Annotated in this window: 10 protein-coding genes; 3 read left to right on the forward strand and 7 right to left on the reverse strand. The window is 59.4% G+C overall.

Annotation, left to right across the window (positions count from 1 at the left end; genetic code table 11):
- Positions 1-10: 10 nt before the first annotated feature.
- The 5 genes from AC5ZG5_RS37570 to AC5ZG5_RS37590 form a co-directional block, all read right to left on the reverse strand.
- The gene (locus tag AC5ZG5_RS37570) at positions 11-325 is read right to left on the reverse strand and encodes a hypothetical protein (RefSeq protein WP_456645942.1); all 315 of its coding nucleotides are present in this window, start codon (positions 323-325) and stop codon (positions 11-13) included.
- A gap of 490 nt (positions 326-815) precedes the next feature.
- Positions 816-2,162 (reverse strand): MFS transporter, encoded by a 1,347-nt coding sequence (locus AC5ZG5_RS37575; protein WP_456645943.1) that lies wholly within the window; start codon positions 2,160-2,162, stop codon positions 816-818.
- Between the two features lie 42 nt (positions 2,163-2,204).
- A complete protein-coding gene (locus AC5ZG5_RS37580; protein WP_456645967.1) occupies positions 2,205-3,149 on the reverse strand; it encodes a hydroxymethylglutaryl-CoA lyase in 945 nt (314 codons plus the stop codon).
- Positions 3,146-4,339, reverse strand: coding sequence for a CaiB/BaiF CoA transferase family protein (locus tag AC5ZG5_RS37585; protein WP_456645944.1), 1,194 nt, complete (start codon positions 4,337-4,339; stop codon positions 3,146-3,148). Before AC5ZG5_RS37585 ends, AC5ZG5_RS37580 begins: the two co-directional genes overlap by 4 nt.
- A 248-nt stretch (positions 4,340-4,587) precedes the next feature.
- The gene (locus AC5ZG5_RS37590; protein WP_456645968.1) at positions 4,588-5,541 is read right to left on the reverse strand and encodes a LysR family transcriptional regulator; all 954 of its coding nucleotides are present in this window, start codon (positions 5,539-5,541) and stop codon (positions 4,588-4,590) included.
- Between the two features lie 640 nt (positions 5,542-6,181).
- On the opposite strand from AC5ZG5_RS37590, the gene AC5ZG5_RS37595 reads away from it, so the two are divergent.
- Positions 6,182-7,765, forward strand: a complete 1,584-nt coding sequence (locus AC5ZG5_RS37595; RefSeq protein WP_456645945.1) for a porin — start codon at positions 6,182-6,184, stop codon at positions 7,763-7,765.
- Here the strand turns inward: AC5ZG5_RS37595 and AC5ZG5_RS37600 are convergent.
- Positions 7,705-8,229: an IS66 family transposase gene (locus tag AC5ZG5_RS37600; protein WP_456645946.1), complete on the reverse strand. Its 525-nt coding sequence runs from the start codon at positions 8,227-8,229 to the stop codon at positions 7,705-7,707. The genes AC5ZG5_RS37595 and AC5ZG5_RS37600 overlap by 61 nt on opposite strands.
- A 986-nt stretch (positions 8,230-9,215) precedes the next feature.
- Here AC5ZG5_RS37600 and AC5ZG5_RS37605 point away from each other — a divergent pair.
- Positions 9,216-9,572 carry a DUF1833 family protein gene (locus AC5ZG5_RS37605; RefSeq protein ID WP_456645947.1) on the forward strand — a complete coding sequence of 119 codons (357 nt, stop codon included), beginning with the start codon at positions 9,216-9,218 and terminating at the stop codon, positions 9,570-9,572.
- 330 nt (positions 9,573-9,902) lie between these two features.
- Here the strand turns inward: AC5ZG5_RS37605 and AC5ZG5_RS37610 are convergent, their stop codons facing one another.
- Complete coding sequence (locus AC5ZG5_RS37610) at positions 9,903-10,604, reverse strand: AAA family ATPase (RefSeq protein ID WP_456645948.1); 702 nt, start codon at positions 10,602-10,604, stop codon at positions 9,903-9,905.
- Between the two features lie 912 nt (positions 10,605-11,516).
- Here AC5ZG5_RS37610 and AC5ZG5_RS37615 point away from each other — a divergent pair.
- The gene (locus AC5ZG5_RS37615) at positions 11,517-12,692 is read left to right on the forward strand and encodes a LysR family transcriptional regulator (RefSeq protein ID WP_456645949.1); all 1,176 of its coding nucleotides are present in this window, start codon (positions 11,517-11,519) and stop codon (positions 12,690-12,692) included.
- Positions 12,693-12,998: the final 306 nt, after the last annotated feature.

Here is a 12,998-nt window from a genome sequence, read left to right on the forward strand (position 1 = left end):
AGCTCGACGTTCAGATCGGAACCGCGACTTGCGCCGTATAAGGCCCCGCGATTCGCTCCGGGGCGGGGCCCACGCCGCGGTACCCGACGACCTCGAGGTTGCCCGTCGTGAAACGGGCTTCCCGAAAACGCATGATGATCTTACAAACGAAAAAGGGTCGCCCTCTTCGATCGGTTTGTGATTGCCCATAGCATTTCCCTGTTTGCTTATTGTCATAGATGACCGGCCCATCCGATGCCCAGCTTGCAATGGTTATCTGCGAATCAAGCGCACGAAAATGAACGACAGCACAGATGAGATCGGCGGCTCGGTCCGGGATGTCCATCCTTGGTCTGCGACAGAACTGACCAGTGCAGGCCGGGGTCGCCGACCCGAACAGAGGGAGGTCAGTCGGACAAAACGGGTGCTGATAAAGAGGCAGAAGCAAATAGCCGAGACCAAACAAAAGCACGAGCCCTGACGAGTTTATCCTTCAAAGGCATTTCTGAAGCCTTACAGGTACAGCAATGCGAGAATGTTGCTTGGCGCGAGCCGCTGTATTGCATCGCGCGGAACAGAAACATCGCCAACGGATAAATCGTATGGGATACGACTTCCCTTACGCCACGGCTTTGCGGAGATCGAAATCAACCATTGAAATATCGATGTCGCCATCCGGTCGGTGGCACTCCCCGGATAGCACTTTCTGAGCGCGGTGCGGCATCGGCCTGGCTTCGTGGCGCGCGCAAGTATCGTGATAATAGCGGCCGCCGCCCATACTTTCGATGTCCCGCGATACCTGACGGTGCTGCTAGTGGGCCTCATTCAATCGCTTCTCACCGCCGAAGTGACTGAGACGGCGCTGGGTGAAAGTCCTTGGACTTGAGCTCACGAGGAAGTGCCGTCAACAAAAGCACTGCGCAGAACACGCAAAGACTGCCGATGACAAAGAGCGCCGGCGTCGTGCTGCCCGTCAGATCCTTGACTGAGCCAACCATGATCGGACTCACAATGCCGCCCACCTGGCCCAGCGTGTTGATAAGCGCGATCCCGCTCGCGGCGCCGGCGCCCGTCAGTATCTTCGGAGGCAATGTCCAAAATGTCGGGATTGACGCCACCAGGCCGCCGCCAAGAACGGCAAGCGCACCAATCAGCAAGAGAACGTTGTTGTTGAAAATGCCAGTGGCGAAAAAGCCGAATGCTGCAGCCAAGATAAGTCCGGCAACAAACCTCGGACGTTCGCCGGATGCATCAGAGAGCCGTCCGACGATCAGCATGCAGATCGCGCCGCAAACATAGGGAATGGCGGTCAAGAAGCCGATCGCGCTCGCGCTTCCCCCGCCGGCCGCCTTTATGAGATCCGGCGTCCAGAAATTGAGTCCATACGACGCGATCTGGATCAGGAAGTAGATGAACCCAAGCAGCAGAACGCCGGGCATCAGCAACGATCGCCAGGCTGAGCGCTCGCCAATTTGATTCTTCTGCCGCTCCAATTGCACCGAGATGAGACGGCGCTCATCAGTGCTGAGCCATTTCGCATGATCAATGCTGTCGTCAAATCGAAGCAGGACGACCACTCCGAGGGCAACGCATGGCAGACCGCCGGCGAGGAACAGCCATTTCCAGCCGTCCAAACCGTGCAGCCCGTTCATATAGTTAAGAATGAGGCCGGACATCGGCGCTCCAATGATGCCCGAAAATGCGGTCGCGAGAAAAAACACCGAAGTCATGCGCCCGCGATGGGATTTTGGGAACCAAAGGGTCAGATAATAGAGAATACCGGGAGCGAATCCGGCTTCCATGGCGCCAATCACGAAGCGCAGCGTGTAGAACTGCCATTCGCTCTGGACAAACACCATGGCCGCCGTCCCGAGCCCCCATGAGATCATGATGCGGGCGATCCAGCGCCGGGCGCCGAAGCGATACAACAGCATGTTACTCGGCACCTCAAATAGGACGTAGCCGACGACAAACAGGCTCGCGCCGAAGCCATAGGCTGTGTTGCTGAGACCGAGATCCGCCTGGAGCGATGCTTTGGCAAAGCTGATGTTCACGCGATCGAAGAATGCAAAGAAATAGCAGACGATGATCAACGGCATCAGGCGCCAGGCGATCTTGCTGATGACTTGCTGCTCGCTGATCGTCGCATCGAGACCGACAGCAGGCGCTGTAGTAATCGTCATGATTTCCTCCGATATGTTTTTTGAAATGTGATTGCAGGTTGTTCAGGCGGGGGATTGCCGCGATCGTTCTGGAACGGGGTGCAGGTCCATCGGACGCCCGGTCTTTGCGACTTGGCCCGGCACGTCGTGTCCGACCAATGCGGGCAATCGCTTCGAAAGGTCGATCAAGCGATCGAGGTCGAGGCCGGTCCTCAGGCCGATCTCATGGCAGAGATTGACCAGGTCTTCGGTGCAAACGTTGCCGGTCGCGCCCGGCGCAAATGGGCAACCACCCAATCCGCCCAGCGCTGCATCGAAGCGGCGCGCGCCGCTGTTATGGGCCGCGAGCACATTGACCAGCCCGAGGCCTCGCGTGTTGTGGAAATGAAGCGTTAGCCTGTGCGAGGGTAGAAGCGTCAAGGCCTCTGCCACCAATCGCGAGACCTGATTGGGGTTGGCCATGCCCGTGGTATCTGCGAGCGTTACGCTATCGGCACCGAGGTCGAGGTACCGTTTGACGATGTCCAGGACCTTTCCGGACGGCTGTGCTCCCTCGAATGGGCAGCCGAACGCCGTCGCGATCGTGGCATTGACCAATGCGTCAGCCGCGTGGGCCAGTTCGATGATTTCACCAAGGGACGTGAGCGAGCCATCATGCGTCATGTTCATGTTCGCGCGATTGTGTGTCTCACTCGCCGACATCACGAAGTTTAGCTCATCGGCCCGTGCCGCCAAGGCGAGCTCGGCGCCCTTCCGATTTGGAATCAGCGCTGTGTAGACCGTTCCAGGTCGCCGTCCGATGCTGGCAAATACATCTGTTGCATCCCGCAGCGCAGGAATGGCCTTTGGCGAAACAAATGACGAAACTTCGATGCGTCGAAAGCCAATAGCAGACAGGCAATCGATCAGCAGTATCTTTTCGGTCGTTTCGATCCATTGCGGCTCGATCTGCAACCCGTCGCGTGGTGCGACTTCCTGGATCAAAATGTCCGGCAGATCGGCGGTCATTGCACCGCTCCACTGCGGCGCAGTTGCAGAACGTCCTCCTCGTTGAGGCCGAGCGATGTCAAGACCTCGTCGGTGTGTTGCCCGAGTGTCGGACCAGGCCACCTTACGCCACCCGGCGTTTCCGACAGCTTTGGCGCGATACCAGGCATCTTCACGGTGATGCCGCCGGGGAGTTCGGTCGGCAGGATCATGTCTCTGGCAGCGTAGTGGGGGTCTTCCACGATATCGGCGACCGAATAGATTCGACCCGCAGGAACGTCAGCCGCATCAAGTCGGGAGAGGATCTCCTCCATGGTTCGTTGCGAGGTCCAGTCGCTGACGGCGGCGTCGAGCAGCGCATTCCTCCGTACGCGTCCGTCGTTGTTGGCGAGCGTCGGATCTTCACCGAGATCAGGGCGGCCGATCACACGCATCAAACGCTTGAAGATCGCGTCGCTGTTGCCGGCGATGACAACGTAGCGTCCATCGGAGCTTGGATAGGTATTGGACGGACTTATGCCTGGCAGTGCTGCGCCGGTCCGGGTCCTGACATAGCCCAAGAGATCATACTCGGGAACCAGACTTTCCATGACATTGAACACGCTCTCGTAAAGCGAGACGTCGACGATCTGCCCCTTGCCCTGGCCTGTCTTGACCCGAAGCAGCGACATCAGCGCTCCAATCACGCCGTGCAGCGAAGCCAGGCTATCGCCGATGCTGATACCGACGCGTGCCGGCGGACTCTCAGGATCGCCAGTGGTGAATCGCAATCCACCCATGGCTTCACCGATCGCGCCGAATCCCGATCGATCGCGATAAGGACCAGTCTGCCCGTAGCCGGAGATACGGACCAGGGTCAGGTTCGGATTGAGCGCGGAGAGCACATCCCAGCCGAGGCCGAGCTTCTCAAGGCCGCCCGGCTTGAAATTCTCGATCACAACGTCGGCTTGGATAGCCAGGCGACGAACAACCGCACGCCCTTCCGCCGACTTCAGATCAACTGCGATCGACTTCTTGTTGCGGGATTGCAGATACCACCACAGCGATGTCCCTTGATGGAGCTTTCGCCACTTGCGCAGCGGATCTCCAACCCCGGGCTGCTCGATCTTGACGACGTCTGCGCCGAATTCGGCAAACAGCCGCGCCGCAAATGGCGCAGCGATGAGTGTTCCTAGTTCGACAACGCGAATACCGGATAACGGCCCGACCATCTCTGGCGCTCCTCGACAAGCTGTTTTGTCGAGGTGTTGCCGAGCAACGCGGGTTGAGTCCAATATCCGTTGATGAACGAGCGTTCGCAGATGACGAACGCACGCGAAGAGAGCGATACCAGAGCATGGCCCGGGAAAGTGGACCCAGGTTTTCCCTCACGACAAACGCGAAGCGATAGCGTGAAACGATCATGCTCAAACAAAGAGCTAAGAAGCGGGACGACGATTCGAAGGAAAAGTCATCATGCTTAATAGTGCGTGCTGCGGGAATGTCTGAGGTGATCTAGCATCAAGCGACTCGTCGCCGACAGCCCTACGGGATCTCTGGCAACCAGCACCAGCTCACGATCCGCCCATTCATCGCTCAGCTCGACAGCGGACAAGTTCATGCCGTGGCTCAAGACGGCAAATGCCCGGTTCGGAATCAAGCCGATGCCCATTCCGGCCTGCACCATCCGGCAGACGGCGTCGAAACCAGGGACGTGGACCCTTAGTTTGATCGACTTGCCGAGCTGTTGCGCCGTGTATTGCGCGCGAAGATAGATCGAGCTTGTAGCGAACAGACCCACATGATCGTAGTCCAGTGTATCGGCAAATGAGACTTTCGTCGTGCCCGACAGCGGGTGATCGGACCTTACCACGATAACGAGGCGATCCCTTCCATACGAATAACGCTCCAGCCCGCGCGTGGCGACGTCTGCGGAGCAGATGCCGATATCCGCGACACCTTCCTCGAGGCCGCGAACGACCTCGGCGCTGGAGCGCTCCTGGAGATCGAGCCGCACCAACTCGTGAGAGCGAAAGAATCCGGGCAGATCGTCCGGCAGAAATTCGACGATTGACGACAGGTTTGCCAGCATTCGCACATGTCCACGCACACCCCGCGCGTGCTCCGCCATGTCGACCGCGATCTTCGCGATGTTGAGCAGCGTGACGCGCGCATGATGCAACAGAGATTCGCCTGCCGGCGTCAGTGTCATTCCATTCGAGTGTCTTTCAAACAGAGCGACCTGAAGCGTCTCCTCGAGATCGTGCATGCGCTTACTGACTGCGGAAGGCGCTATTGCCTCTCTCTGCGACGCACGCGTCAAATTACCTTCGTCGCAAATTGCGATGAATAATTGCAAGGTTGTGAGGTCAATACGCCGAACGAGATCAATCTTGTAGGGCGGCTTTGACCGAATCGACCGTGTCTTTTCCATGACCAACGTCCCACACAGAAGTTATCGCAACAAACATCCACTGATTTCTCAAATGTCGCAGAAGAATCGGAAAAAATCAGAATCTCATACCAACTGGCGCCGATTCGAGCCGAGAATCTTCCAACTCCAGGCTATGAGCCAATTCTTCGGGTTAGGTGAGCCCTCGAACGACGGCGAATCGAAAGTGCCGGACTGACCATTCCGATCAGTGCTCAGCAATGTGAAAAGGGGTGCCCGGTATGTACATGCCCGCGGCAATGGTCGCCGTAGCGGTGGGAGGAGCCCGCGAGCGCCGCAACGGCCGTGACATTGACCTCGCTCGCGGCGGTGGGCGTGAGCTGGAGCGACAGGTTTGAACCCTCATGGAGAGCACGGGAAATGCACGGATACTTACGCGCGCAGAATATGCCTTCTACGCCGTAAGATGCGCAAGCGACCGATCACCACTTTCTGCTGACAGATCTGATCTGCAAAGACCGAATAGAGTTGTTCGATGATCTTCGAACTGTCACGTGGCGAAAACGTCACAGCTCACGGTTGGCGGCATCGACTTCACCGCGTTGTTATTCTTCACGGAAGTTTTTGCATTAGTTACCGCGTCAGCATGCGTGTGCATGTCGGGGATTAGGAGACTTTAAACATGATACGGGCGCGAACACTTATTCTCGGCACAACCGCCGGCCTGATGGCCGTCGGGGGCGTGCAAGCAGCCGATCTTCCAATCAAGGCGAAGGCCGTCGAGTATGTGAAGGTCTGCTCGCTGTACGGCGCCGGCTTCTGGTACATCCCGGGCACCGACACCTGCATGAAGATCGGCGGCTATCTGCGGGTCGACGCCACCTTCAACGGCGGCGTGCAGGGCTCGCCCGCCTGGAATGGCGATATCGGCCAGGGTAACCGCTATCGTGACTACTTCGCAGCGCGCTCCCGTATGGCTTTGTCAATCGATACCCGCACGCAGACCGAATATGGCACGGTCCGCACCTTCGGGATGGGCCGGTTTCAGTTCTCTACGCTCGGCAACAACACCTTCAACCCGAACTCGATCAACGGCTCGCTTCCGGTGGCCGGCGCGCAGCTGCTCGACACTCCCGGCGGCGGTTACACCACCATCCAGTACCTTTTCATTCAGTTCGCAGGCTTCACCTTTGGTCAGTCGGCATCGGCCTATTCCTCGCCTTGGCAGGGCTTCCCCGGCAATATCTCGGACTTCCTGCTCGGCGGCCAGAACACCGACACTGGCGTTAACAACATCCAGTACACCGCGCAGTTCGGCAATGGCGTGTCGGCCAGCATCGGCCTGGATGATCCGACGGTCTGGGATCGCACCGCGGTCTACAATCTGGCGCTGCCGCTGAACGCCACGTTTAACTCGGGCAACGCCTATGCCGGCGTCCATGCGCCCGACGTCGTCGGCAATATCCGCATCGACCAGGCTTGGGGCCTGTTCCAGATTTCGGCCGCGGCGCATGAAGTCAGCGGCTCCTACAACACCCTCAACGCGCTCGGTGCGCCGGCGGGCGCCGTCGGACTGCCGGGCGCGGGGCCGACCGCGGCATCCGAGCTTTCCGGACATCCCGACACCTCGTGGGGCGGCGCCGTACAGGCGGCGTTGCAGATCAAGAACATCCCGAGCGGCGCTGGTGACGACCTCAAGCTGGACGCGAGCTATGCCAAGGGCGCGACGAAGTACGTCGTCTCGTCGTCTTCAACCTCGCCAAGCTTTGCCATGTTCGGCAGCACCAGCGCGCCCGGCGCCTATCAGAGCATCGGGTTCGGTGCGACGACCGATGCCGTCTATCTGCCGGTCGCGGCCGGCGGCGACGGCTCGCTGCATCTGACGGAGACCTTTGGCGTTCGCGGGGCGTTCAATCATAACTGGGACCCGTATTGGTCGTCGAGCCTGTTCGGCTCGTATGTGGCGGTCCGCTATGACGGTGCCGCGAAGGCCTTCATGTGCGCGAACTACACCACGCCGGCCAAGGCGGTCAGCGCGGACTACGTCTGCAACCCCGACTTCAACATCTCGCAGCTCGGCGTGAACACCCGCTGGACCCCGGTCAAGAACCTGACCTTCACGGCCGAATTCCAGTGGTTCCACCTCGACCAGAATTTCAAGGGATCCGCCGTGCTTGGCGCGTCCGCGCCGAAGCCGTTGGCACGCTACGAGTTCAAGGACCAGGATACGTTCCTGCTCGAGTTCCGCGCGCAGCGAAACTTCTGATCGCCTTCTTTGCGAGGAAACGGCGAGGAAGCAATCCGGCGTGTTGCTAAGTTGCTTCGTGAATCGATATCGCTGAGCTTGGCGCTGACAATAAGGGGAGTAGATCGCAGCCCACGCTCACCGCGCTCATGAGTCCGGCGACAGTCGAAGTTTCTCCTTCCTACGACGACGGCCCATAGTTTGCGTTCGGCGGCGTTGTTCGACACGCGGACGCGCCCGTCGTCGAGAAAGCAGGTAAATGCATCCCTGCGGTTGAGGCAGTAATTGGCCGTACCTCTTCCTGCGGCGGTAAGCCTATCCAAGGCGAGCCGTCCTATCGGGACTGAGCGTGTCTCGGTAGAGGCACGCGGGATGACGCGGTTATGCGCGCATTCTACCCGCAGGAGGAGATTGAGCGGTGACAAGCGCGAAGCGCCAAGAGCTTTTGCAGCCGATGCCAATTGGACACGGCCTGCAGGGGCCATTCGCCTCCGGCTGCTGCCGTCGTGTAGAGCTGACCGGAGCCGAACATCACGGTCTTATAGCTCCGGGTCGCCCAAAGCGCGTAGTGAGGACAGTAACGGTCAGCCGCCCTCCGCAGTTTCGTCCGAATTCCTTCCGCAGAACCTCTCCGTCCCACTTGGTGCCGTCCCTCTTGACCAGCTTTCTTGCACGCGCAAAGGCATGGGTTTCGGCGGCATCATCACCAACGCGGATTGTCAGGTCCAACTGGAAAGGGCATACGGCTATGGCATGGGTCGTTTCCAACGCGTAGTGCAAGGTTGATCCTAAATCGTCTGCGTAGCTGCTTGTAGGCATGCGAGCCTCCTGCTCGGAGCAAGCGAGGCCCGGTGTGGCTAGGAGACCGGGCCTCGTAACCTCAACAGCCTTGGAGATAGGCAGGGTTGTTCGGCTACAGCCCCTTTCTAGCGCGATGGGCAAACATGTTCTTGATGTAGCGCGACGGAATTCTACGAGATTGCTGGGAGCGATGCGTCTCGGGCCCTCCGCACAAAAGCACCGCCGCTTAGGTCACCCATCCGGACCAATAGGTGGCGGTTGGGGCAAAGCGGCAGCCAATACGAAAAAAATGACCTTGCCTGCCGTACCCTCGGCCGCCACGACGGCGAGCAGATGACAATGCTGATAGCCGAAGTGCAGCGTTACACTAAGGCCGCCGACCCGCGAGCGCGCATGGCGCGCAAAGCTAGTCGAGGGCGCATCGTGAACAAATCTTTGTCTAGAGATCAAGTTGGACAATTTCCGAGCCAAGTCATTTAAATCAAACGAGCCAGACCAACGAACGGTCGGTCCGGCTGGACTCGAACCTGCAATCCACGGTTATGAGCGCCGGAAAGGTGCTTAGGTTCACTCAAAGCTGTCCGGCGAGCTCGCGCATCTACCACTCGCTTGAGCTTTGGCAGGGCTCATTTGGATCAGCCCGCGCGTTGCCGCCAATGTCGGCAACGATATGACGTTCGGCATCGAGCCTGACGCGGCGCGCGACGGCGGTGAAACGGTAACGTTCATCGCCTGTCCGTTCGAGTCAACATGGCCGGAGCAGAGAGGAGGGCAAGTTCCGTCGGCTACGATCAAGGTCGACAACGTCAACCGCATGCTGACGCCGAAAATCCGCGCTGCGGTATCGGCGCGGCAATACATCCAGGTGATCTATCGGCAGTACCTCAACAGCGACCTGACCGAGCCTGCCTATGGCCGGTCGAGTTCAAGCTGCGCAATGTCACGTGGTCGGCCTGTCGATGACCGGAACCACGGTGGTGAAGAATCTGCAGCACAAGCGGATTCCGCGGCTCACCAAGAACTATGACTACAATCAGTTTTCCCTGCTCCCGTGATCACGGGCGCGATGACGGCTTTGCCGCAGGGCCGCTCTTGTTTCCTGGCTGGCCTTTAATGTTCGAGGGGTCCTGTTGCTGCACGGTTGGATTCTGCTGGTCTGGCGCGGTCGCACCGCAAGTTCCTAATGCGGGCTTGACGGCAGGACCGCTCTTGCTTCCGGGCTTGCCCGCTATCCAAGCCCCAGAGCTTTGGGAGCTCGGGGCGTCCGAAATGTCGGGCTTCTGGGTTTGCGCAAGCGCAGACGATGCCGAGAGCGCCAACGCTCGGGAGAGTGCCATCGACTCATGGTGTTGCCTCCTCAGCGTTTGTGGAGAGAACTTCGAGCCGTCCTCCGAGATTCCTGGTGCCGAGTTGTTATGCTCCAGCGTTCAGAGTTCCTCTCGCGATCGATCGGCGAGCTTGGGCCTGGCAGTCCCGCAATTGCTGGGACTTCGCCTGCCATGGTCGTGACGACGAGCACATTGGCCTCGCCGGCGAGCTTGACGATGACCTCGTCCAACTTGCGCCAGAGCGGAATGGTCGACGTCCACGAACGATACTCCTGCGGCCGTGCCGGCGAACTCGGAGGACGGGGCATGTCGCCGGACCGAACGGCCGCGGCGGCGGGCGGGATGCCGGTCGCTTCGGCCAGCCGGTGGAACTCGGTCAGCCCCAGCGCGATCGCGGGATCCTGCACCAGCTTGTGCAAGACGAGCCCGAATCCGATCGGGAGCAATTGCGCCTCGTCGCCGACGAAGAGCAGGCGGCTGCGGGCGACCGGGCGCTTCGCGATCGCGTGGACCGTCGGCAGGTCGGTCATCAAGGCCTCGTTGACGACGATCAGCGTCATGTCGTCGATGAGGCTGAGGGACTCGAGCTTGGTCCGGATCCTCGCGCTCTCACTCTCCGACGTGGCCGGCTTCGAGTTCGTCGCGCTCGGACAGCATGCGGGCCAGGGTCTTGGCAAGGCGTTCGGTCGAACGCGACCGGGCGCATAGCTGCCTTGCCGGCGAGGGCGCACAACAACACGCGACCGCCGAGGCGCGCCCAGCGATCGGAGATCAGCTTGCAGGTGTACGTCTTGCCCGTACCGGCGCCCCGACGAGGCAGGCGAGGGGGCGCGAGATCATGCCGACGGCCGCGGCGCGCTGTTCGTCGGAGGGCGTCCGTCCGGGCGCGGCGAGATCGGCGAGCAGTTCGAACCAGCCACTGGGGCTGCGGAGAGTTAGGCGCGGTTCGCGCGGCGTGCGCGATAGGGCGGCGAGCATCTCTTCCAGGTCGTCCTCGAGCGCAGCAGCCCATCGCCCTCATTAGACGGTCCGCAGGCACGACCGCGGCGCTTCTCAGGGCGGCGGCCACGGCCGTTTCTACAACTGGTTGCTCCTTGATGGCCAGCAGTAGCGCCAGTTGAACGGCGAGCTCGTTGACCCCGATCGCCGTGTCGCCGCGCCGAAGCGGCTGAGGTCTCGGAGGACCGCCCCGCTTTACATCTGGCGCCACCGAGCGCAAGGGGCGCTACCAGGGAGCGACCGTCGGCACGCAATTGTTCGTGCTCGTGCGCTCGTAGTTCTTCGCCCGCCTCCAAACCGATACTTAGGTATCTGTCGCGTGTCTCACTGGGTATGTGCAGAGGCGCCGCAAATCCAAATTCCGCGGCTATGCTCCTCAGCTCTCGGAATTGCGAAGGGGGCAACTTTTGATACGGCGATCGCTTGTGACTGAACTTGGCGTGCAAAACCCTATTCGGACCCCTGGACCCGCCGCCACAGTCTGACCGGTTCCAGCCTGAACCACTACGCGCGGTCAGGAATAGTTCACACCAAGGTGCAATTGAGCCGGCATTTCCAACCGCTTTACGGTCTCGCTGTGGATAGCGAGAGAGCAATGACCTCAACCAACAGCTGCACACCTTACCATAACCTGAATTGTGGTGGTGTTCGACCCTATTACAGGCTTCACGATTCGCCTGGTCCCAAAATATCAGCGCGAGCTGAGAGCCCTTGGAAGCCTGTGGACCAGATTCCAAAACGAAGAAACGACCGGTAATCATTGTTCGCCACGGGCTATGACAATGTCGTTCAACAGATTTGATCTGAACCTTCTGCGCATTTTCGACGCTGTAATGCAAGAGCGAAGCGTTCTGCGGGCAAGTCAGAGGATCTGTCTCAGTCCTACTGCTGTTAGTCACGCTCTCGCCCGCCTTAGAGAATTGCTCGATGATGAACTGTTTGTACGTACCACCACGGGGATGCGGCCAACGCCGCGCTCGGTCGAAATGGCCCCTTTGATAAGGGAGGCGTGGAGATCGCTAGAGGCAGCAATCGATCCTCCCAAGTTCGAGCCCCGTAATTCGACCAGGCGGTTCACAATCGCAGTGAGCGATTTCGTCACTATGGTGATGGTGCCTGGTCTCCTCGCGCTGCTCGGGCAGGAAGCCCCGCTAGTCGATCTCGTAATCCGGCCGGACAGTTGGATCGATGTGGCCGAGCAGATGGATCTCGGGCAAATTGATGCGACAATCGGGATTTTCTCGAGCGTACCCGCCCGTTTCGGATCAAGCTCACTCTTTGCATACGACGATGTTCTCATCGCCAGCTCTTCACGTCCGCTTGGTCAATTGTCCCTAGAAACATTTTCGAAGCTTTCAATAGCAGTGGTCTGCTTGCACGGAGAGCATGAAGAAATAGTCGACAGCTTCGTCACCAAAAACGGACTGACGCGGCGGTCGGAGATGTTTGACCGGGCAGCTTTCGAACGGACCTTTTCAGGGGCGAAACGAGGTCCACGTTTGGCCGTTTCGTTACCCCACTTTCTCGCCCTTCCGACCCTGCTCGAAGATACGCACCTAACCGCCATCATGCCACGGCCTCTCGCCAAATTGTTAGTCCATAGGCACCCAGTATCAATGTACGAACTACCGTATCAAACCGCTTTGCAGGGCGTTAGTGTTCTGTGGCCGGAGCGCAACACCAGTAATGCTGCCCAAGAGTGGCTGCGGGCTACATTGACCCAAGCCGCCGAGCCTCTTCGCGCTCGCCTATGTGACTTCGTGCGTCCCGCTCGGTACGTTTCATCCGCGCTGCAACAGCAAGTTGGGGCAGCACCGTGACGGTTCCGCTTCGAGCATGCGCTGGGCGCGTAATTCTATAGGGCATTACTTTGCGAGCCACCAACACCAAGGTACGATAGCTCTCGCCTCGATTTTGAGTACTTTGCTTGATCTAGGAATTGACCAGTTGTCGGGGCGGACGGGAGAGTTGTCGTAACGACGCGGTGGACCGCCGTCGCGACCACCTTGTTTAGTCTATTCGAATTCGGTCGAACAGCAGTTCGAGGAGTGGCGGGCAGCACTGCGGCTGGCGTCTTTTGACGCGCAATCATCTATCGATGCAACCTTGTGAGGCGAGAACGCGCA

The organism is Bradyrhizobium sp. Ses1, assembly GCF_059512365.1.